This window comes from Pantoea sp. KPR_PJ (genome assembly GCF_041386365.1).
In the GTDB taxonomy this organism is placed as follows: Bacteria; Pseudomonadota; Gammaproteobacteria; order Enterobacterales; family Enterobacteriaceae; genus Pantoea.
The window spans coordinates 271,912-294,313 of sequence record NZ_JABMIK010000005.1 but is presented as its reverse complement, the minus strand read 5'-3'; the positions used below and the strand labels follow the sequence as shown (position 1 = coordinate 294,313).

Below are 22,402 nucleotides of genomic sequence, written 5' to 3'. Positions count from 1 at the left end.
GGAGAAGGATTCGAACCTTCGAAGTCTGTGACGGCAGATTTACAGTCTGCTCCCTTTGGCCGCTCGGGAATCCCACCACTGGCCTGAATCATTGTGCCTTGAAGCGGGGCGCATCATACCAAATGCGTTCCAGGTGTAAAGCGCCCAAAAGAAAAATGTGAACCGTTTGCCCACTTTTTGCCCGCGACGCTGAATTCACACGCAATTCAGCGTCACTCCCGCTTAAAGAATAATCGTGCGGTTGCCATAAACAAACACGCGCTGACCCAGCACCTTGTACAGTGCGCGGCTCAACACATTTTTTTCTACGTCGCGTCCGGCACGCATCATCTCTTCAGCGGTATAGCTGTGATCAACGTTAATCACGTCCTGCATGATGATGGGGCCTTCATCCAGATTATCATTTACGTAGTGTGCCGTCGCACCAATGATCTTCACGCCACGCTCGTAGGCCTGGTGATAAGGACGAGCGCCAATAAACGCCGGCAGGAACGAGTGGTGAATATTGATAATCTGGTTTGGATAGCGCTGAACAAAAGCAGGGGTGAGGACGCGCATATATTTTGCCAGCACAACATAGTCAGGCTGATAGCGATCGATCTCATCTGCCATGCGGTTGTCGTGCTCTTCGCGCGACAAACCTTCGTGACTGACCAGTACAAAAGGAATATCAAAACGTTCAACCAGCGAGCGCAGCGTTTCGTGGTTACCAATGACGGCGGCAATTTCCATGTCCAGCCCACCAAACGCGCTTTTCATAAGCAGGTCGCCCAGGCAGTGCGCCTCTTTAGTCACGAGGATAACCACGCGACGGCGGCCCGCGCTGTTCAGTTCACGCGAAGAGCCTGCTGGCAGAGCGCTGTCGAGATCGGCCAGCAGCGTGTTGTCATTAAAAATGCCTTCAAGTTCGGTGCGCATGAAAAAGCGGCCGGTACGATGGTCAACAAATTCATTGTTTTGCACGATGTTCAGCTCGTGCTTGTAGCAAATATTCGTGATTTTAGCGATCAGACCTTTCGCATCAGGGCAAATGGTACGTAAAACTTTTCGTTGCATAGTTTGCGCTTGCATCTCGATCAGAGTCCTGTCAAAGCGAATGGGTAAAACAGTTGAGCTGTATCTCTTTCAGCCACAACACTTCTTGTATTTTTTATCGGAGCCGCACGGGCAGCGATCGTTACGTCCAACCTGTGGTGCGATTCCGTCCACATAGTACCAGCGTTGATCCTCGCGAAGAAAGCGAGAACGCTCGTGAATAGCGTTTATCTGTGAATTCTCGCGGTAACGCGCAAAAAAAGTCACGAAAGCTTCATTCTCATGGCTTCCATGATTACAACAGGTTACATTCAGACTTAGCCAATCGGTGCTGGCGAAACTTTCAGATAATCGCTGCGCCATATCAGGTATACGCTGGCTGGGATGCCAGCTGTCAATCAGCCAGCTGACATTCTGCATCGCATAAGCGGTGTAGCGTGAGCGCATTAACTGCTCGGCTGATTCAGGTAATTGCTCACCCGTCAGAAAGGGACCGCAACATAAGCTATACTGCTTCCCGCTGCAGCAAGGACAGGTTTCAGACACGAAGACTCCTGTGAGCGATAAAAAGGGATAACGCCATATGGTAGCCGAGCTGGCGCAGTGAATCTATCCACAGATGCCAGCAGCAGAGGGTAAATGAGACAGGTTAAAATTGGACTGGCGTTAGGTTCGGGCGCGGCCAAAGGATGGGCACATATTGGTGTTATCAACGCGCTGACACGAGCAGGTATTGAGATAGACGTGGTGGCAGGATGTTCAGTCGGCGCGCTGGTGGGCGCCGCCTATGTTAACAACCGCCTGCCGCAGATGGAAAAATGGGTCAGCGCCTTTCGCTACTGGGATGTGATTCGGCTAATGGACCTCTCCTGGCAGCGCGGCGGCCTGCTTCGCGGTGAGCGCGTATTTAATCATGTTCGCCAGATTATCACTCATGATACCCTGGAGGGCTGCGCCAGACCTTTTGGCGTCATTGCAACGAATTTGAGCACCGGTCGAGAATTATGGTTAACCGAGGGCGATCTGCACCAGGCAGTACGAGCGTCTTGTAGTATGCCAGGCTTATTACCCCCGGTCGGCTACAATGGTTATTGGCTGGTAGATGGAGCCGTTGTTAACCCTGTTCCGGTCTCGCTAACGCGAGCGTTGGGTGCAGATATTGTTATTGCCGTCGATCTACAGCATGACGCGCATTTGATGCAGCAGGACCTGCTCTCCGTCACACCGCAAAACGGCGACGAAGAGGTCTCTGCTGCCGCCCTTAGCTGGGCTAAAAAAATACGACAGCGGCTGGTGGGATTTACCCACCGTCGCGTAACGCAAACGCCGGGTGCGATGGAGATTATGTCGACATCCATCCAGGTGCTGGAAAATCGCCTGAAACGCAATCGTATGGCAGGCGATCCGCCCGATGTGCTGATACAGCCGTTTTGTCCGCAGATTTCAACGCTGGACTTTCACCGGGCTGCAGAAGCTATCGAGGCAGGCAAGGCCGCCGTTGAGAAGAAAATGGATGAACTATTACCGCTGGTGCGTAACAGATAATCAGGTTGTTCATTCACAGGTGTTACTTCGGCTAATTCTGAAAGGCGCAACTGCGTTTTATGAACCACTATTGATTGATCTGGTACGCAGGGGGAAAGAATGGAGAAACCACTAATCGGCAAAAAGATTCTCATTGTCGAAGATGAGGTCGTTTTCCGTTCTATGGTAAACAACTTCTTGCTGGCGCTTGGTGCCAGCACGTATGAAGCCGGTGACGGTATTGATGGAATTGGCCACCTGCAGCAGCATGATGTGGATTTGGTGATATGCGATCTGGAAATGCCGCGTATGAACGGTATTCAGTTTGTTGAGCATATCCGCACGCGCGGCAACAGCGTGCCCATTTTGATTATTTCAGCAACGGAAAATATGGCGGATATCGCACATGTGCTGCGCCTTGGCGTGCAGGACGTATTGCTTAAACCGTTAAAGAATTTTGAACGCCTCCGCGAAGCGGTCTTCGAGTGTCTCTATCCATCAATGTTTACTTCAAAGGTGGAAGAAGACGAACAGCTATTCCAGGACTGGGATGCGCTGGTGCGTGACCCTGCCGCTGCCGCCAAACTACTTAAACAGCTTCAGCCGCCGGTGCAGCAGACCGTTGCCAGCTGCCGCGTCAACTATCGGCAGTTAACCATGGCTGAACAGCCGGGGCTGGTGCTGGATATCGCAGCGTTGTCCGATAAAGATCTTGCTTTTTACTGCCTTGACGTCACCCGTGCTGGCGACAATGGGGTACTGGCTGCGCTGCTCCTTCGCGCCTTGTTCAACGGCTTGTTGCAGGAGCAGCTGTCAGGGCAGAAGCAGCGGCTGCCGGAATTAAATGGCCTGCTGCGTCAGGTAAACCTACTGTTACGTCAGGCCAACCTGAGCGGGCAGTTTCCGCTACTGGTTGGTTACTACAATCGGGTGCAGAGAAATCTCATTCTGGTTTCAGCAGGCTTAAACGCCACGCTTCATGTTCACGCCCATCAAATTCAACTCAGTAATGGTGTTCCTCTTGGCACTATGGGAAGCACCCATCTTAACCAGATCAGCCAGCATGCCGACAGCTGGCAATGCCACGTATGGGGTGCTGGTGGCAGGATCCGCCTGATGTTATCGGCTGAAGTGTAAATGAAAAATTTTAAATTCAGCCGTTGTTGAAGACAGGTCCAGAAGTGAGCTTTACACTTGGGTAATAGTCTTAAATTCTGCGGATTGACTCCTTCCAGGATAAATCCGTTCGATGGTAACTGATATACTCATTCCCGAATTTCAACCGACATATCAAGTATTAACTTGAACGGCCTATAAGAGAGGTATCTTGATGTCTGCCTATAAGTCAAAAGTAAAAAAAGCGGTAATCCCTGTTGCAGGTTTGGGCACCCGTATGCTCCCTGCGACCAAAGCTATTCCAAAAGAAATGTTGCCGCTGGTTGATAAGCCGTTAATTCAGTATGTCGTTAACGAGTGCATCGCAGCAGGAATTAATGAAATTGTGCTGGTTACGCACTCTTCTAAAAACTCCATTGAAAACCATTTCGATACCAGCTTTGAGCTGGAAGCCATGCTGGAAAAACGCGTTAAGCGCCAGCTGCTGGATGAAATCCAGTCTATCTGCCCGCCGCACGTCACCATCATGCAGGTTCGTCAGGGTATCGCGAAAGGCCTTGGTCACGCTGTCATGTGTGCCCATCCGCTGATTGGCGATGAGCCTGTAGCCGTTATTCTGCCAGACGTCATCATCGACGAGTATGAATCCAACCCAACCAAAGACAACCTGGCGGAAATGCTGAGCCGTTTCGACGAGTCTGGCCGCAGCCAGATCATGGTTGAGCCAGTGGCTGACGTGACGGCTTACGGCGTTGTTGACTGCCAGGGTGCAGAACTGCAGCCGGGCGACAGCGCACCCATGGTTGGCGTGGTTGAGAAACCGAAAGCAACCGAAGCACCGTCTAACCTTGCCGTTGTAGGCCGCTATGTTCTGTCTGCGGATATCTGGCCTCTGCTGGCGAAAACGCCTCCGGGAGCAGGTGGCGAAGTACAGCTGACCGACTCCATCGCCATGCTGATGGAGAAAGAGACAGTAGAAGCTTACCACCTGAAAGGTGTGAGCCATGACTGCGGTAACAAGCTGGGTTACATGCAGGCATTCGTTGAGTATGGTGTTCGCCATCCAGTGCTGGGCAAAGACTTTTCTCAGTGGCTTGATAGCGCAGTGGGCAATAAAAAGTAATTCATAAACACAGGATAACTCGATGAAAGTCACTGTATTTGGTATCGGCTATGTCGGTCTGGTTCAGGCTGCGGTGTTGGCCGAAGTCGGACATGACGTTCTCTGCATTGATGTCGACGCACAAAAAGTCGAAAACCTGAAAAAAGGCATCATTCCCATTTTCGAACCCGGCCTGACGCCGCTGGTGATGTCGAACTATGAGGCAGGGCGCCTTAAGTTCAGTACCGATGCGAAAGAGGGCGTTAACCATGGCATTATGCAGTTTATTGCTGTGGGCACGCCGCCCGATGAGGACGGTTCGGCTGACCTTAAATATGTGACCGCCGTTGCTCGTACCATTGCGCAGCACATGCAGGATCATAAGGTTGTGCTTGATAAATCCACGGTTCCCGTTGGAACGGCGGATAAAGTGCGTAGCGTAATGGAAGAGACCCTGCGCGATCGCGGCGTCAACCTCACTTTTGACGTGGTTTCTAACCCGGAATTCCTCAAGGAAGGTGCAGCGGTCAACGACTGCATGCGTCCTGAGCGTATTGTCGTGGGGACAGACAACGATAACGTCGAAGAGCTGCTGCGCGAGCTTTATGAGCCGTTTAACCGCAACCACGATCGCATGATCGTGATGGATATTCGCAGCGCGGAGCTGACCAAGTACGCGGCAAACTGCATGCTGGCGACCAAAATCAGCTTCATGAACGAGATCTCCAACCTTGCAGAGTTACTGGGTGCAGATGTTGAGAAAGTGCGTCAGGGCATTGGTTCTGACTCCCGTATCGGCTATCACTTTATCTATCCCGGCTGCGGCTACGGTGGCTCCTGCTTCCCGAAAGATGTTCAGGCGCTGATCCGCACAGCAGAATCGATTGGCTATAAGCCACGCCTGCTGCAGGCGGTGGAAGATGTTAACGACAGCCAGAAAACCAAGCTTCCCGCTTTTATCAAACGCCACTTTGGTGACGATTTGAGCGGAAAAACCTTTGCGCTCTGGGGCCTGTCGTTTAAGCCTAACACTGACGATATGCGTGAAGCCTCTAGCCGCGTGCTGATGGAAGCACTGTGGGAAGCGGGTGCAAGCGTTCAGGCGTTCGATCCGGAAGCCATGGATGAAGCACAGCGTATCTACGGTCACCGCAGCGATCTGAAGCTGATGGGAACCAAAGAAGCGGCGCTTCAAGGCGCAGATGGCCTGGTCATCTGTACCGAGTGGCAAAATTTCCGCGCCCCGGACTTTGACATTATTAAAAATTCTCTCAAGCAACCCGTGATTTTTGATGGTCGCAACCTGTATGATCCAGAGCGTATCAGCAAGCGCGGTTTCGTTTATTATGCAATCGGCCGCGGCGCGTCTATTCAAATTGCGTAATTAACGAGGGATTTATGAACATTCTGGTGACCGGTGCCGCAGGCTTTATTGGATTTTATGTCACTCAACGCCTGTTGGCGGCCGGTCATCAGATTGTCGGCATCGATAATCTTAACGATTATTATGATGTCGGCCTGAAACAATCCCGACTCGATTTAATTTCTCAACATCCCGGTTTTACTTTTATCAAAATGGATCTGGCGGATCGCACTGCGATGGCCTCCCTTTTTGAAAAATATGCTTTTCAGCGCGTGATTCACCTCGGCGCGCAGGCAGGTGTACGCTATTCAATCGATAACCCTCACGCCTATGCAGATGCAAACCTGACTGGTCATTTAAATATTCTGGAAGGGTGTCGTCATCATAAAATTGAGCATTTGCTGTATGCATCATCCAGTTCTGTTTATGGACTGAACCGCAAAATGCCATTCTCCACTGATGACAGCGTCGATCATCCGGTTTCACTCTATGCTGCGACCAAAAAAGCCAATGAGCTTATGTCGCATACCTATTCACACCTTTATCAGCTGCCAACCACCGGACTGCGTTTTTTTACCGTTTATGGCCCGTGGGGTCGTCCCGATATGGCGCTGTTCAAATTTACGCGTGCCATGATTGCTGGCGAAGCGATTGACGTCTATAACCGCGGCGAAATGAAGCGCGACTTTACCTACATTGATGACATTGCTGAAGCTATTGTGCGCCTGCAGGATGTCATTCCACAAAAAAACGACCAGTGGACAGTGGAAGAGGGCTCGCCTGCCACCAGTTCTGCGCCTTATCGCGTCTATAACATCGGAAACAGTCAGCCACTTAGCCTGATTAAATATATTGAAGCGATTGAAAAGGCGCTGGGCGTCACGGCGAAGAAAAACCTGTTACCAATGCAGCCAGGTGATGTGCTGGAAACAAGCGCAGATACTGAAGCACTTTATCAGGCTATCGGTTTTAGACCTGAAACGGACGTAGAAGAAGGCGTTAAGCGCTTCGTTGACTGGTATCGTGAATTTTATAAGGTGTAAAAAGGAAGCCTGAGCTTCCTTTTCAGAGCCATCAGCGGGCCACATAACGAATGTGGCCTCAATGGCAAAAGCACTAGCCGTTATTAAAGCAAAAAGTCGTCCAGCTGTTTACCTTCTTCATCAATCGCTTTTTTGATCAGCGCGGGTGTGCGGCCCTGACCTGTCCAGGTCCGGGTTTCGCCGTTTTCATCGACATATTGATATTTAGCCGGGCGCGTAGCTCGCTTACTTTTTCCCGATGTTTTACTTTCAGACATGGCGCTTAAAAGTTCATTGGGATCGATTCCATCGGCCAGCAGCATTTCTCTGTATTGTTCAAGTTTACGCGTACGCTCTTCACTTTCGGCTTTTGCATGTGTCTCTTCTTCGCGGCGCTCATTAACCACGACCTCGAGTTTTTCCAGCATTTCTTCCAGCGTTTCCAGTGAACACTCTCGAGCCTGCGCGCGTAATGTACGGATATTATTAAGAATTTTTAGTGCTTCGCTCATTGTCCTGATCTCTGAATATATTAATGAAGAGGTGTTCTGCCAGCTCATAATAGTGGCGGCAAAAAATTACTGCAATAGTAAAATAAGAGAAGCAGTCAATAATAAAATTTAAAATTACCGCTTTGTTTTAATCTGCGGTGGCTTTAAAACGATTGATATTTATGCATTAGCTTTTATGAAAAATCCGAAACGTTTAAGTTGAGATGCGGGTGTCAAACTAAAGCGAAGCGCAAAGCACCGCAGTCGCAGCAGAAGCCTTCTTTAAAATTGCCGCCCTGATGAATAAGTCGCAGGGGAAACGCAGATGAGCAATGGCGAAGTTGTAAGCAGTTTGTTCGAATTAATCACCGCCATAATTTGTGTTTACCTGTGATAGAATTCTGCTCATTCTGTTCGTGACAGTTCGAGATAAAGATTAATGGCGCAACTCTATTTTTATTATTCCGCAATGAACGCAGGGAAATCTACCGCACTTTTACAGTCCTCCTACAATTATCAGGAGCGCGGAATGAGAACGTTAGTTTATACCGCCGAAATTGATGATCGGTTTGGCGCGGGCAAGGTCAGTTCCCGTATTGGCCTCTCATCGCCTGCGGCGCTGTTCAATGCGCAAACGCAACTGGAGGAGGAAATTGCTGCGGAACATGCGAAACAGCCTGTCCACTGCGTGCTGGTCGATGAATGTCAGTTCCTGACCCGCGAGCAGGTTAAGGCACTCTCTGACGTCGTGGATAATCTGGGGATACCGGTGCTTTGCTATGGGCTGCGGACCGATTTTCGCGGCGAACTCTTCGGGGGTAGCCAGTATTTGCTCGCCTGGGCGGACAAGCTGGTGGAGTTAAAAACGGTCTGCCACTGTGGACGTAAAGCGGGTATGGTATTGCGCCTCGATGCTGAGGGGCGGCCCTTCAGCGAAGGCGAACAGGTGGTAATTGGCGGCAACGAGCGTTACATCTCCGTGTGCCGTAAGCACTATAAACAGGCGATAGAGCAGGGGTCGCTGGAGGCCATATATGGCCAGCAAAAACCGGCCTGAGCACAAAGATATCGCAAAGCTAAAAAAACCCGCCGAAGCGGGTTTTTTTTAGCGATAGTCGTCAGACTTTTTTCGCTTTCTTGTCAGCTTTAGTGCCTTTTACTGATTGCGCAGCCGTTGCCTGTGCGGCATCGGCAAAGGGTTCAACGTATTCGCGACCATAGAAAGTATCCAGCATAATCTGCTTCAGTTCGGCGATCAGCGGATAGCGTGGGTTAGCGCCAGTGCACTGGTCGTCAAAGGCGTCATCGGCCAGTTTGTCAACCTTAGCCAGGAAGTCGGCTTCCTGCACACCTGCCTCACGAATCGAGGTTGGAATGCCCAGCTGCGTTTTCATTTCATCCAGCCACGCCAGCAGTTTCTCAATTTTCTGCGCGGTGCGGTCGCCGTGTGCAGTCAGGCCGAGGTGGTCGGCGATCTCTGCATAGCGACGACGTGCCTGCGGGCGATCGTACTGGCTAAACGCGGTCTGTTTTGTCGGGTTATCGTTCGCATTGTAGCGAATCACGTTGCAAATCAGCAGCGCGTTTGCCAGACCATGTGGGATATGAAATTCAGAGCCCAGCTTATGCGCCATAGAGTGACACACGCCAAGGAAGGCGTTGGCGAAGGCAATCCCGGCAATCGTGGCGGCATTATGAACACGCTCGCGTGCAACCGGGTTCTTCGCGCCTTCCTGATAGCTTGCCGGCAGGTTTTCCTTCAGCAGTTTCAGCGCCTGGAGGGCCTGGCCATCAGAGTACTCATTTGCCAGCACAGATACATAGGCTTCCAGCGCATGCGTAACCGCGTCAAGACCACCGAAAGCACAGAGCGAACGCGGCATATCCATCACCAGATTAGCGTCCACGATAGCCATGTCAGGAGTTAAAGCATAATCTGCCAGCGGATATTTCTGACCGGTTGCGTCATCAGTCACCACGGCGAACGGCGTGACTTCTGAACCGGTCCCTGAGGTGGTGGTGATAGCGATCATGCGCGCCTTAACGCCCATTTTCGGGAATTTGTAGATACGTTTACGGATGTCCATAAAGCGTAGCGCCAACTCTTCAAAATGGGTTTCTGGATGTTCGTACATTACCCACATGATTTTTGCTGCATCCATCGGCGAACCGCCGCCGAGGGCAATAATGACGTCCGGCTTAAAGCTGTTCATCTGTTCCGCCCCTTTACGCACAATGCTCAGGGTTGGATCAGCTTCCACTTCAAAAAAGACTTCGGTTTCGATGCCGTGTGACTTCAGTACGCGGGTCACCTGATCCGCATAGCCATTGTTAAACAGGAAGCGGTCAGTCACGATAAATGCGCGTTTAGCACCGTCGGTGGCAACTTCTTCCAGCGCAATCGGCAGCGAACCGCGGCGGAAGTAAATCGATTTGGGAAGTTTATGCCACAACATGTTTTCAGCTCGCTTAGCCACGGTTTTCTTATTGATGAGATGTTTCGGTCCCACGTTTTCAGAGATTGAGTTACCCCCCCACGATCCGCAGCCCAGCGTTAATGACGGTGCCAGTTTAAAGTTGTACAGATCACCGATGCCCCCCTGAGACGCAGGGGTGTTAATCAAAATGCGCGCCGTTTTCATGCGGTCACCAAAATAGTTCACACGCTCTTTTTGATTATCCTGGTCAGTATAGAGACAGGAGGTGTGACCGATACCGCCCATGGCGACCAGCTTCTCGGCTTTAGCCACCGCATTCTGGTAATCTTTTGCACGGTACATGGCCAGTGTCGGCGACAGTTTTTCATGGGCAAAAGGTTCAGATTCATCCACCAGTTTCACTTCACCGATAAGAATCTTTGTGCTGGCTGGTACGCTAAGACCGGCCATTTCGGCAATTTTACAGGCGGGCTGGCCCACGATTGCCGCGTTCAGACCGCCGTTTTTCAGAATCACGCCCTGAACCGCCTTGAGCTCATCACCCTGAAGCAGATAACCACCGTGGCTGGCGAAACGTTCGCGAACCGCATCATAAACAGCGTCCACCACGATGACAGACTGTTCAGATGCGCAAATCACACCGTTATCAAAGGTTTTTGACATCAGGATAGAGGCAACGGCGCGTTTAATATCGGCTGTTTCATCAATAACGACCGGTGTGTTACCCGCACCGACGCCAATGGCGGGTTTGCCTGAGCTGTAAGCCGCTTTCACCATGCCTGGACCCCCTGTTGCCAGGATCAGGTTAATATCCGGGTGATGCATCAGCTGATTTGAAAGCTCAACGGAAGGGGCATCGATCCAGCCAATAATATCTTTAGGTGCACCCGCTGCAATCGCAGCCTGCAAAACGATATCAGCCGCTTTATTGGTGGCTTCTTTGGCACGCGGATGAGGCGAGAAAATAATACCGTTACGCGTTTTCAGGCTAATTAATGCCTTGAAGATAGCGGTGGATGTAGGGTTAGTGGTAGGAACGATACCGCAGATCAGACCGATAGGTTCAGCAATCGTGATGGTGCCGAAGGTATCGTCGGTCTCCAGCACACCGCAGGTCTTCTCATCTTTATAAGCGTTGTAAATATATTCAGAGGCAAAGTGGTTTTTGATCACTTTATCTTCGACGATACCCATTCCGGATTCAGCAACGGCCATTTTGGCCAGAGGAATTCGGGCATCTGCAGCGGCGAGGGCAGCAGCACGAAAAATTGCGTCGACCTGTTCTTGAGTGAAGTTGGCATACTCACGCTGTGCTTGTTTTACACGTTCAACCAGTGCATTGAGTTCAGCGACATTTGTAACGGCCATGGTGCTCTCCTGAAGGAAGTTAAACTCTATTAGTAAACCTGCCCGGAGTCCTGATTATAGTTCCGTCGCTTTTTTATGTCGGACTAAGGCCTGGCCTCAGCATTTTGTTGGTTTACTGAAAGAGTTTCTGCACCCTTTAAACCCAGTTACTGGCGATTTACGATAGAAAAAGATTACCTGGAATGAGGTAGGATAATCTTGATCAGGATCAATTTAACCCTAAGCTGACACCATTCAGCAGCGGTTATTTCCTGAAAGGCTGAAGAGCCGCAGCGGGCCTGATCGACGCCTTGCACCGCATCTTTGCTACACTCTGGCGCAGGCGGCTTTCTCTCTGGATGCTGAAAAAGCAACAGAATTTTGTGCTTCAGTGACTGGTTAAGCCACATCTTTTTCCGTAAATTAAGCGCGTTTTCATCACCTCGACGGAGCGAACCGTGAACCCTGCATTGCTCGATCTTTCCGGCTATATCAAATTTTTTGTGGGTTTGTTCGCACTGGTCAATCCGGTAGGCATTATTCCTGTCTTTATCAGCATGACCCGCTATCAGGCTGCCGCTGAACGTAATAAAACCAACATGACTGCTAACCTGGCGGTGGCCATTATTCTCTGGACCTCCTTGTTTTTGGGAGATGCCATTCTGCATGTGTTTGGCATCTCCATTGATTCGTTTCGAATCGCGGGCGGCATCCTGGTGGTGACAATTGCGATGTCGATGATCAGCGGCAAGCTGGGCGAGGATAAGCAGAATAAGCAGGAAAAAACAGAAACGGCGATCCGGGAGAGTATTGGCGTTGTGCCCCTTGCGCTACCGCTGATGGCGGGGCCCGGTGCTATCAGTTCTACTATCGTCTGGAGCACCCGTTATCACAGCTGGCAAAATTTACTTGGCTTCAGCGTAGCCGTAGCGCTGTTTGCTTTTTGCTGCTGGCTCCTGTTTCGTGCAGCACCGTTAATGGTGCGCGTGCTGGGTCAGACAGGTATTAACGTTGTTACGCGTATTATGGGCTTGCTGTTGATGGCTCTGGGGATTGAGTTTGTGGTTACCGGCATCAAAGCGCTGTTTCCCGGTTTGGTAAACTGACACCCGCTTAATTTTTATCGCGAAATGTTAATCTGCCATTTAATGGTGCAATTGCGCCGGCATTTGCACCATTTTAATGCAATTATCTGTTTCGCTTAATGCCATCCAAATACTATTAGCAAAATTACTAAGCTATCTGACTGCTAAAAAGCAGGGGATATTCTTTGTGATTTTTTTCACATCATAATGTTTCAACTCTCCCGGAAATGACGCCATAAACCCACCTAAAATGGGCATTTAGTTACATTTTATCCCTACAATGAGACGAAAGTCAGAAGGGATGCGCATCACAAAAAAATTTACCTGTGAATGGGCTTGTTTACCCAAATAAATCAGTAAAATCCAGTGTAAACAGGAGGATAAGGGTTATTTCTGTGCAAAAATTAACGCTGTTATCCGCTCAGAGAACGTGATAAAAGAGAATCAGTTAACATTTTTGTTATTTTTACTTTGTTGTCAGGCCTGGCGTTCTGTTAGCTTTCGACGCAATAGTTTTTCATTTGGTCTCAAAGTGAGAACGTTTCTTGCTTATGAGCTAAAGCGCTTATTAACAAGGGTCAACGTTTTTGATGAAATGGAAAATTACGCCGCTCGCTGGATGGCTCCTGATAACAGGCAGCGGCGCGCATGCCGCCATCGTCCCACAAGGCACTGAGCTTGCCGCCACGCAAAATATCGTTATTAACAACGGTACGGAAGTTTCTTCACTGGATCCGCAGAAAGTTGAAGGCGTTCCAGAGTCACGCATTATCTCTAATCTGCTTGAGGGGCTTGTTACTACCGACAATAACGGCAAGATTGTGCCAGGCGTGGCGCAGAGCTGGCAAAACGCCAGTGGTAAAATCTGGACCTTTACTCTGCGCGATAACGCAACGTGGAGCGACGGTACGCCGGTTACCGCACAAGATTTTGTGTATAGCTGGCGACGCCTTGCCGATCCTAAAACCGCTTCGCCCTATGCCAGTTACCTTCAGGCCGCTCACCTTGAGCAGATTGATGAAATTCTGTCTGGAAAAGCCGCACCTGATACCTTAGGGGTCAAGGCGCTGGACGCGCGCCATTTACAGGTTTCGCTGAGCGAACCGATGCCTTATTTTGTCTCCATGCTGGCAAATGCCGCGCTGGCTCCGGTCCATGCGGCAACGGTAGAAAAATGGGGTGATGCCTGGACGCGTCCAGAGCACTACGTGGGTAACGGGGCTTATCTGCTGAGCGACTGGGTGATCAATGAAAAGATTGTGCTGAAACGCAACCCCCGCTACTGGGATAATGCGCATTCGGTGATCGAGCAGGGGACGTTCCTGCCGATTGAATCGGATCATAACGACGTTAATCGCTATCGCAGCGGCAACACTGACATGACTAACAGCGTGGTGCCGCCTGAGCTGTTCCATAAATTGCAGGGCGAACTGGGCGATCAGGTGAAAGTCAGTCCGCTGCTCTGTACCTTCTACTACGAAATCAACAACAAAAAACCGCCGTTTGATGATGCGCGCGTTCGTACCGCCATCAAGCTAACGCTGGATCGCGATATCATTACCCAGAAAATCATGGGGCAGGGTCAGATCCCCGCCTATAGCCTGACACCACCTTCCACCGCAGGCATCAGCTTAACGCCGCCGGCGTGGTTTACCTGGAGCCAGGCAGAACGTAACGCGGCGGCAAAAAAACTGCTGGCCGAGGCAGGTTATAACGCCCAGCATCCGCTGCGCTTTACGCTGCTCTATAACACCTCAGATCAAAATAAAAAGCAGGCCATAGCGGCCGCCTCGATGTGGCAGAAAAATCTTGGTGCGCAGGTGAGCCTGCAAAATCAGGAGTGGAAGACCCTGCTGGAAACGCGCCATCAGGCGCAGTATGACGTGGTTCGCGCGACCTGGTGTGCCGATTACAACGAGCCGTCAACCTTTCTGAATATGCTGATCGGCAACGCCTCGGTTAATACCGCGTTTTATCACAGTGAAAAATATGACCGCTTGATGACCCAGACACTCTCTGCTGGCAGTCAGGCAGAACGTGCCCGCCTGTACCAGCAGGCTGAAGCACAGCTCGACAACGACTCGGCGATTGTGCCAGTTTATTACCGCGTCAGCGTGCGGCTGGTGAAACCCTGGACAGGGGGATTCACCGGAAAAGATCCGCTCGATATGACCGACCTGAAGTACTACTACATCAAAAAGCACTGAGGCTTACCCGGCAATAATAAGTCGGGAAGCCTGCACAGCGCTGAAGCCTTTCGGGGCGAATGACTATCCTCAGCCAAAATGAGGAACCCGCTAACGGGGGACGCTGAAACAGCGTGCTGTTTCGGTGAAGATAAAAAACTGGAGTGTAATAATGAACCACATCACGAAAAAAAGCCTGATTGCTGCAGGCGTTCTGGCAGCAATGGGCGCACTGGCAGGGAATGCGCTGGCAGCCAATGTTCCGGCAGGGGTTGAGCTGGCAGCAAAACAGGAGCTGGTGCGCGGCAACGGCGATGAAGTCCAGTCGCTGGATCCGCATAAAATTGAGGGCGTGCCGGAAGATAACGTCACGCGCGACCTGTACGAAGGCCTGCTGGTCAGCGACGACGACGGCCATCCGGTGCCGGGCGTGGCAGAAAAGTGGGAAAACAAAGATTTTAAAGTCTGGACCTTCCACCTGCGCAACAATGCAAAATGGTCAAACGGTGAGCCTGTTACCGCGCAAGACTTCGTTTACAGCTGGCAGCGCCTGGCCGATCCGAAAACGGCCTCTCCCTATGCCAGCTACCTGCAATATGGCCATATTGAAAACGTTGATGACATTATTGCCGGTAAAAAACCGACTTCTGAGCTGGGCGTGAAAGCGCTGGATGACCATACTCTGCAGGTGACCTTAAGCGAGCCAGTTCCCTATTTTTATAAGCTGCTGATCAACTCCGTGATGTCACCAGTCTATAAACCAGCGATTGAAAAATTTGGCGATCAGTGGACCCAGGCCCAGAACTGGGTAGGTAACGGCGCGTTCAAGCTGGAAGCTCACGTGATCAATGAACGTATCACTCTGGTGCGTAACCCGCAGTACTGGGATAATGAACATACCGTGCTCAACAAGGTGACCTTCCTGCCGATTAATTCAGAAGTCAGCGACGTGAACCGCTACTTCTCAGAAAACGGCAGCGACATGACCTATAACAATATGCCGATCGAGCTGTTCAAAAAATTACAGCGTGAAAACCCGAAAGAGCTGCATGTTGATCCTTATCTCTGCACCTACTACTACGAAATCAATAACCAGAAAGCACCCTTTACCGATCCGCGCGTGCGCGCCGCGCTCAAGCTCGGTCTGGATCGCGACATTATCGTGAACAAAGTGCTGGCACAGGGTCAGCTGCCAGCCTATAGCTATACGCCGCCCGCCACTGACGGTATGGATATTCTGCCGCCAGACTGGTTCAAGTGGTCACAGGATAAACGTAATGCAGAAGCGAAAAAGCTGCTGGCGGAAGCGGGCTATACCGCAGACAAGCCGCTGACCTTTAATCTGCTTTATAACACCTCCGATCTGCATAAAAAGCTGGCAATCGCGGCTTCTTCTATCTGGAAGAAAAACATTGGCGTGAACATTAAGCTGGAAAACCAGGAGTGGAAAACCTTCCTGGACACGCGTCATCAGGGCAACTTCGACGTGGCGCGCGCCGCCTGGTGTGCTGACTACAACGAGCCGACGTCCTTCCTGAATACCATGCTCTCAGACAGCAGTAACAACACGTCGCACTATAAGAGCGCTGAGTATGACAAAGTGATCCACGATGCGATCAAGGCGGCAGACGACAAGGCGCGCGCGGCGGATTATGCCAAAGCTGAGCAGATTATGGATAAGGACAGCACCATTGTGCCGGTTTACTACTATGTGAACGCACGCCTGGTGAAACCTTATGTTGGCGGTTATACCGGCAAAGATCCGCTGGATAAAACCCTTAGCAAGAACTTTTATATTATCAAACACTAATAGCAAACAGGCTATCGGCAAAGGCGGCGCACTGCGCGCCGCCTTTATGTACTTTGTACGCTTTATGAAGCAATAAGCCTGGTAGGTACGGCAATGTTAAAATTTATCCTGCGTCGACTGCTCGAAGCGATCCCAACGCTCTTCGTGCTCATCACCATCTCCTTTTTTATGATGCGCCTCGCACCCGGCAGCCCGTTTACGGGTGAACGTACCCTGGCTCCTGAGGTCATGGCGAATATCGAAGCCAAATACCATTTGAACGATCCCATTGGCAAGCAGTATCTGGACTACCTGATCCAGCTGGCGCACGGTGATTTCGGCCCGTCGTTCAAATATAAAGATTATTCGGTTAACTATCTGGTCGGCCATGCGTTTCCGGTTTCAGCCAAACTCGGTCTGGCGGCCTTTGTGCTGGCATTGATCCTTGGCGTGACGGCGGGCGTCATTGCGGCGCTCAAACAGAACAGCCTGTGGGATTATGCCGTAATGGGCGTGGCCATGACGGGCGTGGTGATCCCCAGCTTCGTGGTGGCACCACTGCTGGTATTACTTTTTGCCATTACCCTGAAATGGTTGCCTGGCGGCGGCTGGAATGGCGGGCAGTTACGCTTTATGCTGCTGCCGATGGTGGCCCTGTCGCTGGCCTACATCGCCAGCATCGCGCGTATTACCCGTGGATCGATGATTGAAGTCATGCACTCCAACTTTATTCGTACCGCGCGGGCGAAAGGGCTGCCGCTTCACCGCATCGTACTGCGCCATGCGCTTAAACCGGCGCTGCTGCCCGTGCTCTCCTATCTCGGTCCGGCCTTTGTCGGCATCATTACCGGCTCTATGGTCATCGAGTCCATTTACGGTCTGCCGGGCATCGGCCAGCTGTTTGTAAACGGCGCGCTGAACCGCGACTATTCGCTGGTGATGAGCCTGACCATTCTGGTTGGCGTACTGACCATTATTTTTAACGCGATTGTTGACGTGCTCTACGCCGTAATCGATCCAAAAATTCGCTACTGATTCTGGAGTTCGCAATGATGTTGAGTAAGAAGAACAGCGAAGCTCTTGATGCCTTCAGCGAAAAGCTGGAAGTAGAAGGGCGCAGCCTGTGGCAGGATGCGCGTCGCCGTTTTATTCATAACCGCGCGGCGCTGATCAGCCTGATGGTGCTGCTGCTGATTACCCTGTTTGTGATCTTTGCCCCGATGCTCGCACAGTTCCGCTATGACGACACCGACTGGGGCATGATGTCTGCTGCGCCAGATACCACGTCCGGCCACTGGTTCGGCACCGACTCGTCGGGACGCGATCTGCTGGTACGCGTTGCGATTGGCGGGCGTATCTCGCTGATGGTAGGGATTGCCTCGGCGTTGATTGCGGTTATCGTGGGCACGCTCTACGGCTCGATTGCGGGCTATCTGGGTGGCAAAACAGACTCGGTGATGATGCGTATTCTGGAAATCCTGAACTCCTTTCCGTTTATGTTCTTTGTGATCCTGCTGGTGACCTTTTTTGGTCGAAATATCCTGCTGATCTTTGCCGCTATTGGCATGGTCTCGTGGCTGGATATGGCGCGTATTGTGCGCGGCCAGACGCTGGGCCTGAAGCGCAAAGAGTTTATTGAAGCGGCGCACGTTGGCGGCGTCTCTACCGCCAGCATCGTGCTGCGCCATATCGTCCCGAACGTACTGGGTGTGGTGGTGGTTTACGCGTCGCTGCTGGTGCCGAGCATGATCCTGTTTGAATCCTTCCTGAGCTTCCTCGGCCTGGGCACTCAGGAGCCTCTCAGCAGCTGGGGCGCGCTACTCAGCGATGGGGCTAACTCGATGGAGGTTTCACCCTGGCTGCTGCTGTTTCCGGCGGGCTTCCTCGTGGTCACGCTGTTCTGTTTCAACTTTATCGGCGATGGCCTGCGTGACGCCCTCGACCCGAAAGATCGTTAAGGAGTTTCCCGATGACCATTCATGAATTTCAGCCAGCAATGGCTGCCCGCACGGGAAGCGACCTGTTACTGGAGGTCAGGGATCTACGCGTGACCTTCCAGACCCATGACGGCGACGTCACGGCGGTGAATGATCTGAACTTCTCGCTGCGCGCAGGGGAAACGCTGGGCATCGTTGGCGAGTCTGGCTCTGGCAAATCACAGACGGCGTTTGCGCTAATGGGGCTGCTGGCAAAAAACGGCCGCATCGGCGGCTCCGCGCGTTTTAACGGTAGTGAAATCCTGAATTTGCCGGAGAAAACCCTTAACAAACTGCGCGCCGAGCAGATTGCGATGATTTTTCAGGATCCGATGACGTCACTGAATCCCTATATGCGCGTTGGCGATCAGCTAATGGAAGTCCTTAAGCTGCATAAAGGCATGAACAGTGCGCAGGCGTTTGAAGAGTCGGTGCGCATGCTTGACGCGGTGAAAATGCCGGAAGCGCGCAAGCGTATGAAGATGTTTCCGCATGAGTTTTCGGGTGGGATGCGTCAGCGCGTGATGATTGCGATGGCGCTGCTCTGTCGGCCTAAGCTGCTGATCGCCGACGAGCCGACTACGGCGCTGGATGTGACCGTCCAGGCGCAGATTATGACGCTGCTCAACGAGCTGAAGCGCGAATTCAACACGGCGATCATCATGATCACCCATGATTTAGGCGTGGTGGCAGGCATTTGTGACAAGGTGCTGGTGATGTATGCCGGACGGACCATGGAGTATGGCCGCGCGCGCGACGTGTTCTATCAGCCCGCCCATCCTTATTCAATTGGTCTGCTCAGCGCTGTCCCGCGTCTTGATGCGGAGGGTGAGAGCCTGACCACCATTCCTGGCAATCCACCGAACCTGCTGCGTCTGCCGCAGGGCTGTCCGTTCCAGCCGCGCTGCCCGCACGCGATGGATATCTGTACCCAGTCGCCGCCGCTGCTGCCGTTTGGCGAAGGGCGTCTGCGCGCCTGCTTTAAGCCGGTGGAGGAGCTAGTATGAGCACCGTTGCTGAGAAAAAAGTCTTGCTGGAAATTGCCGATCTCAAGGTGCATTTCGATATCAAAGAGGGTCGCCAGTGGTTCTGGCAGCCAGCCAAAACGCTGAAGGCCGTAGACGGCGTCAGCCTGCGTCTCTACGAGGGTGAAACCCTGGGCGTCGTGGGCGAGTCCGGCTGCGGCAAATCGACGCTGGCGCGCGCAATTATCGGTCTGGTCAAGGCGACTGACGGTCGCGTCGCCTGGCTGGGACGCGATCTGCTTGGCCAGAGTGAAGAGGAGTGGCGCAAGGCGCGCAGCGACATTCAAATGATTTTCCAGGATCCGCTGGCGTCGCTGAACCCGCGCATGACCATCGGCGATATTATCGCCGAGCCGCTGCGTACCTATCATCCCGGCATGCCGCGCCAGGAAGTAAAAGAGCGCGTCAAAACCATGATGATGAAGGTGGGGCTACTGCCAAACCTGATCAACCGTTATCCGCATGAGTTCTCAGGCGGTCAGTGCCAGCGCATCGGTATCGCGCGCGCGCTGATTCTGGAGCCGAAGCTCATTATCTGTGATGAACCGGTTTCGGCACTCGACGTGTCGATTCAGGCGCAGGTGGTCAATCTGCTGCAACAGCTGCAGCGCGAAATGGGTCTGTCGCTGATCTTTATCGCTCATGACCTGGCGGTTGTGAAACATATTTCCGATCGCGTACTGGTTATGTATCTTGGCCACGCGGTTGAGCTGGGTACATATGATGCGGTTTATGGTAATCCGCAGCATCCGTATACGCGTGCGCTGATGTCAGCGGTGCCGATCCCCGATCCCGATCTGGAGAAGAACAAACAGATTCAGCTACTGGAAGGGGAGCTACCGTCGCCGATCAATCCGCCGTCGGGCTGCGTGTTCCGCACGCGTTGTCCTATTGCCGGACCCGAGTGCGCCAAAACGCGCCCGTTGCTGGAAGGCAGCTTCCGCCATGCGGTCTCTTGTCTCAAGGTCGATCCGCTTTAAATAAAAACGCCGGGCTGTTGCCCGGCGTTTTTTCTCTGCGGTTGCTTATTCTCGCCAGAGAATATGGCACAGTTTGTGATCTTTCTCGCGACACAGCAGTACGCGAGCGAAGACGTCTGTAATCGGCTCGCCGTCTGCCTCGCCCAGGCCTATCACCACTTCAGCGAAAAAGTCCGGGTTCAGATCGAAATCAACATGCTCTTTCCAGTCTTCTGAAGGATCGAACAGCTCCGCGCCGCCGCGCTCTTCAAACTGCAGGTTAAAAAGAATGATATCCGCTGGATCGAGGTTATCGCCTGCCAGTTCCAGAAAAATGTCGTAAGCCTGTTCCAGCGTTTCGTCTTCGGTAAGGCGATTATTTAAATCCATGATCGATCCTGTCGGCCCGTAGGCGCGTTGCAATTTCCGCTCGTTTTACAGTAAAGGGCTAAAGAAGTAAAACAGTCGTTCTACAATACGCTGCCACCACGCACGTTTTGACCAGCGCCTGCCATCCAGCAGGCGCGATCGGGCGATATAGTCATCCTGCACGCAGGCTAAATCACTGCCGAATCCTGCGTCATCCACGACCAGCGTGATTTCAAAGTTGAGCCACAGGCTGCGCATGTCAAGATTAACGGTGCCGACCAGGCTAAGTTGCCCGTCTACCAGCACGCTTTTAGTGTGCAGCAAGCCGTCTTCAAACTGATAAATTTTCACGCCCGCGTCGAGCAGTTCGCTGAAGAAAGCGCGGCTCGCCCAGCCGACCAGCAGCGAATCATTATGGCGCGGTACGATAATGCTGACTTCAACACCGCGCAGCGCCGCGGTGCAGATAGCATGCAGCAAATCGTCGCTTGGCACGAAGTAGGGTGTTGTCATGATCAACTGCTCACGTGCCGAATAGACAGCGGTCAGCAACGCCTGGTGGATCATATCCTCCGGAAAACCTGGTCCGGAAGCGATGACCTGCACCGTATGGCCGCTTTCGCGCTCGAACGGCATGATATTGCCGTCGGGCGGCGGCGGCAGGATACGCTTGCCGGTTTCAATCTCCCAGTCGCAGCTGTAAACGATGCCCATCGTCGTCGCAACAGGTCCTTCCATGCGCGCCATCAGGTCAACCCACTGACCGACGCCTGCGTCCTGTTTGAAATAACGAGGGTCCACTAGGTTCATGCTGCCGGTATAGGCAATATAGTTATCAATCAGCACCACTTTGCGGTGCTGGCGCAAATCCATCCGTCGCAGAAACACGCGCAGCAAACTGACCTGAAGCGCCTCTACAACATCGATGCCGGCATTACGCATCATGCCCACCCACGGGCTGCGGAAAAAAGTCACGCTGCCTGCGGAATCGAGCATCAAACGACAGTGGACACCGCGCCGCGACGCCGCCATCAGCGATTCGGCGACCTCATCCGCCAGCCCGCCAGGGTGCCAGATATAAAACACCATCTCAATATTGTGGCGCGCCAGCTGAATATCGCGGATCAGGGCGTGCATCACATCATCCGAACTGGTGAGCAGCTGAAGCTGGTTACCTTTCACTCCGGCGATGCCCTGACGGTTCTCACACAGCTGAAACAGCGAGCTGGCGACATCGCTGTGTTCGGTAGCAAAGATATGGCTGCGCTGTTTAAGATCGTTGAGCCATTTGGCCGTCGCGGGCCACATGGTGCGCGCGCGCTCCGCGCGCCGTTTTCCCAGATGCAGTTCGCCAAAAGAGAGGTAGGCAATAATGCCCACCAGCGGAATGATGTAAATAATCAACAGCCAGGCCATCGCGGAAGTCACTGTACGACGCTTCATCAGAATGCGTAGCGTGACGCCGGCAATCAGCAACCAGTAACCAAACAGCAGCAACCAGCTGATTAATGTATAAAAGGTGGTCATTAAGTGGACGTCCCGTTCGCGCTTGGTCAGAGAAGTTTACGTGCTGAC

The 22,402-nt window shown here is 52.2% G+C and carries 19 protein-coding genes; 13 read left to right on the top strand and 6 right to left on the bottom strand.

Annotation, left to right across the window (positions count from 1 at the left end; all coding sequences use genetic code 11):
• Positions 1 to 222: 222 nt before the first annotated feature.
• Together purU and HP564_RS13565 are read right to left on the bottom strand one after the other, a co-directional pair.
• Positions 223 to 1,071, bottom strand: coding sequence for a formyltetrahydrofolate deformylase (gene purU, locus HP564_RS13570; protein WP_371243838.1), 849 nt, complete (start codon positions 1,069 to 1,071; stop codon positions 223 to 225).
• Between the two features lie 54 nt (positions 1,072 to 1,125).
• Complete coding sequence (locus HP564_RS13565; protein WP_371243837.1) at positions 1,126 to 1,581, bottom strand: YchJ family protein; 456 nt, start codon at positions 1,579 to 1,581, stop codon at positions 1,126 to 1,128.
• A 93-nt stretch (positions 1,582 to 1,674) separates the two neighbouring features.
• On the opposite strand from HP564_RS13565, the gene rssA reads away from it, so the two are divergent.
• The 5 genes from rssA (at position 1,675) to HP564_RS13540 (ending at position 7,183) form a co-directional block, all read left to right on the top strand.
• The gene (gene rssA, locus HP564_RS13560; RefSeq protein ID WP_371243835.1) at positions 1,675 to 2,580 is read left to right on the top strand and encodes a patatin-like phospholipase RssA; all 906 of its coding nucleotides are present in this window, start codon (positions 1,675 to 1,677) and stop codon (positions 2,578 to 2,580) included.
• A 99-nt stretch (positions 2,581 to 2,679) separates the two neighbouring features.
• Positions 2,680 to 3,696, top strand: a complete 1,017-nt coding sequence (gene rssB / locus HP564_RS13555; protein WP_371243833.1) for a two-component system response regulator RssB — start codon at positions 2,680 to 2,682, stop codon at positions 3,694 to 3,696.
• A 193-nt stretch (positions 3,697 to 3,889) separates the two neighbouring features.
• The gene (gene galU / locus HP564_RS13550) at positions 3,890 to 4,798 is read left to right on the top strand and encodes a UTP--glucose-1-phosphate uridylyltransferase GalU (RefSeq protein WP_033746712.1); all 909 of its coding nucleotides are present in this window, start codon (positions 3,890 to 3,892) and stop codon (positions 4,796 to 4,798) included.
• 22 nt (positions 4,799 to 4,820) lie between these two features.
• On the top strand, positions 4,821 to 6,161 hold the full coding sequence (locus HP564_RS13545) for a UDP-glucose/GDP-mannose dehydrogenase family protein (protein ID WP_371243831.1): 1,341 nt from the start codon (positions 4,821 to 4,823) through the stop codon (positions 6,159 to 6,161).
• Between the two features lie 14 nt (positions 6,162 to 6,175).
• Positions 6,176 to 7,183 carry an NAD-dependent epimerase gene (locus HP564_RS13540; protein ID WP_371243830.1) on the top strand — a complete coding sequence of 336 codons (1,008 nt, stop codon included), beginning with the start codon at positions 6,176 to 6,178 and terminating at the stop codon, positions 7,181 to 7,183.
• Positions 7,184 to 7,266: 83 nt separating this feature from the next.
• Here the strand turns inward: HP564_RS13540 and hns are convergent, their stop codons facing one another.
• Positions 7,267 to 7,674, bottom strand: a complete 408-nt coding sequence (gene hns, locus HP564_RS13535; RefSeq protein ID WP_371243828.1) for a histone-like nucleoid-structuring protein H-NS — start codon at positions 7,672 to 7,674, stop codon at positions 7,267 to 7,269.
• 418 nt (positions 7,675 to 8,092) lie between these two features.
• On the opposite strand from hns, the gene tdk reads away from it, so the two are divergent.
• A complete protein-coding gene (tdk, locus tag HP564_RS13530) occupies positions 8,093 to 8,710 on the top strand; it encodes a thymidine kinase (protein ID WP_371243826.1) in 618 nt (205 codons plus the stop codon).
• Between the two features lie 61 nt (positions 8,711 to 8,771).
• Here the strand turns inward: tdk and adhE are convergent, their stop codons facing one another.
• The gene (adhE, locus tag HP564_RS13525) at positions 8,772 to 11,459 is read right to left on the bottom strand and encodes a bifunctional acetaldehyde-CoA/alcohol dehydrogenase (protein ID WP_371243824.1); all 2,688 of its coding nucleotides are present in this window, start codon (positions 11,457 to 11,459) and stop codon (positions 8,772 to 8,774) included.
• A 437-nt stretch (positions 11,460 to 11,896) separates the two neighbouring features.
• On the opposite strand from adhE, the gene HP564_RS13520 reads away from it, so the two are divergent.
• The 7 genes from HP564_RS13520 (at position 11,897) to oppF (ending at position 20,479) form a co-directional block, all read left to right on the top strand.
• Positions 11,897 to 12,544 carry a YchE family NAAT transporter gene (locus HP564_RS13520; protein WP_371243822.1) on the top strand — a complete coding sequence of 216 codons (648 nt, stop codon included), beginning with the start codon at positions 11,897 to 11,899 and terminating at the stop codon, positions 12,542 to 12,544.
• 569 nt (positions 12,545 to 13,113) lie between these two features.
• A complete protein-coding gene (locus tag HP564_RS13515) occupies positions 13,114 to 14,730 on the top strand; it encodes an ABC transporter substrate-binding protein (RefSeq protein ID WP_371243851.1) in 1,617 nt (538 codons plus the stop codon).
• Between the two features lie 151 nt (positions 14,731 to 14,881).
• On the top strand, positions 14,882 to 16,519 hold the full coding sequence (oppA, locus tag HP564_RS13510) for an oligopeptide ABC transporter substrate-binding protein OppA (RefSeq protein WP_371243821.1): 1,638 nt from the start codon (positions 14,882 to 14,884) through the stop codon (positions 16,517 to 16,519).
• Between the two features lie 93 nt (positions 16,520 to 16,612).
• Positions 16,613 to 17,533, top strand: a complete 921-nt coding sequence (oppB, locus tag HP564_RS13505; protein ID WP_371243820.1) for an oligopeptide ABC transporter permease OppB — start codon at positions 16,613 to 16,615, stop codon at positions 17,531 to 17,533.
• 14 nt (positions 17,534 to 17,547) lie between these two features.
• A complete protein-coding gene (gene oppC, locus HP564_RS13500) occupies positions 17,548 to 18,456 on the top strand; it encodes an oligopeptide ABC transporter permease OppC (RefSeq protein ID WP_371243818.1) in 909 nt (302 codons plus the stop codon).
• 11 nt (positions 18,457 to 18,467) lie between these two features.
• Positions 18,468 to 19,481 carry an ABC transporter ATP-binding protein gene (locus HP564_RS13495; RefSeq protein ID WP_371243816.1) on the top strand — a complete coding sequence of 338 codons (1,014 nt, stop codon included), beginning with the start codon at positions 18,468 to 18,470 and terminating at the stop codon, positions 19,479 to 19,481.
• On the top strand, positions 19,478 to 20,479 hold the full coding sequence (gene oppF, locus HP564_RS13490) for a murein tripeptide/oligopeptide ABC transporter ATP binding protein OppF (protein ID WP_371243814.1): 1,002 nt from the start codon (positions 19,478 to 19,480) through the stop codon (positions 20,477 to 20,479). Before HP564_RS13495 ends, oppF begins: the two co-directional genes overlap by 4 nt.
• Before the next feature lie 45 nt (positions 20,480 to 20,524).
• On the opposite strand, the gene HP564_RS13485 is transcribed toward oppF, so the two are convergent.
• Both HP564_RS13485 and cls read right to left on the bottom strand, forming a co-directional pair.
• Entirely contained in the window at positions 20,525 to 20,848 is a 324-nt protein-coding gene (locus tag HP564_RS13485; protein WP_123800206.1) for an HI1450 family dsDNA-mimic protein, read from the bottom strand.
• Positions 20,849 to 20,893: 45 nt separating this feature from the next.
• Positions 20,894 to 22,354, bottom strand: a complete 1,461-nt coding sequence (gene cls, locus HP564_RS13480; protein ID WP_371243811.1) for a cardiolipin synthase — start codon at positions 22,352 to 22,354, stop codon at positions 20,894 to 20,896.
• Positions 22,355 to 22,402 lie beyond the last annotated feature (48 nt).

Excerpts from the sequence above, each read along its gene's own strand:
- purU (WP_371243838.1), bottom strand. The coding sequence starts at position 1,071 with ATGCAAGCGCAAACTATGCAACGAAAAGTTTTACGTACCATTTGCCCT.
- rssA (WP_371243835.1), top strand. The coding sequence starts at position 1,675 with ATGAGACAGGTTAAAATTGGACTGGCGTTAGGTTCGGGCGCGGCCAAA.
- rssB (WP_371243833.1), top strand. The coding sequence starts at position 2,680 with ATGGAGAAACCACTAATCGGCAAAAAGATTCTCATTGTCGAAGATGAG.
- galU (WP_033746712.1), top strand. The coding sequence starts at position 3,890 with ATGTCTGCCTATAAGTCAAAAGTAAAAAAAGCGGTAATCCCTGTTGCA.
- HP564_RS13545 (WP_371243831.1), top strand. The coding sequence starts at position 4,821 with ATGAAAGTCACTGTATTTGGTATCGGCTATGTCGGTCTGGTTCAGGCT.
- HP564_RS13540 (WP_371243830.1), top strand. The coding sequence starts at position 6,176 with ATGAACATTCTGGTGACCGGTGCCGCAGGCTTTATTGGATTTTATGTC.
- hns (WP_371243828.1), bottom strand. The coding sequence starts at position 7,674 with ATGAGCGAAGCACTAAAAATTCTTAATAATATCCGTACATTACGCGCG.
- tdk (WP_371243826.1), top strand. The coding sequence starts at position 8,093 with ATGGCGCAACTCTATTTTTATTATTCCGCAATGAACGCAGGGAAATCT.
- adhE (WP_371243824.1), bottom strand. The coding sequence starts at position 11,459 with ATGGCCGTTACAAATGTCGCTGAACTCAATGCACTGGTTGAACGTGTA.
- HP564_RS13515 (WP_371243851.1), top strand. The coding sequence starts at position 13,114 with ATGAAATGGAAAATTACGCCGCTCGCTGGATGGCTCCTGATAACAGGC.
- oppA (WP_371243821.1), top strand. The coding sequence starts at position 14,882 with ATGAACCACATCACGAAAAAAAGCCTGATTGCTGCAGGCGTTCTGGCA.
- oppB (WP_371243820.1), top strand. The coding sequence starts at position 16,613 with ATGTTAAAATTTATCCTGCGTCGACTGCTCGAAGCGATCCCAACGCTC.
- oppC (WP_371243818.1), top strand. The coding sequence starts at position 17,548 with ATGATGTTGAGTAAGAAGAACAGCGAAGCTCTTGATGCCTTCAGCGAA.
- HP564_RS13495 (WP_371243816.1), top strand. The coding sequence starts at position 18,468 with ATGACCATTCATGAATTTCAGCCAGCAATGGCTGCCCGCACGGGAAGC.
- oppF (WP_371243814.1), top strand. The coding sequence starts at position 19,478 with ATGAGCACCGTTGCTGAGAAAAAAGTCTTGCTGGAAATTGCCGATCTC.
- HP564_RS13485 (WP_123800206.1), bottom strand. The coding sequence starts at position 20,848 with ATGGATTTAAATAATCGCCTTACCGAAGACGAAACGCTGGAACAGGCT.
- cls (WP_371243811.1), bottom strand. The coding sequence starts at position 22,354 with ATGACCACCTTTTATACATTAATCAGCTGGTTGCTGCTGTTTGGTTAC.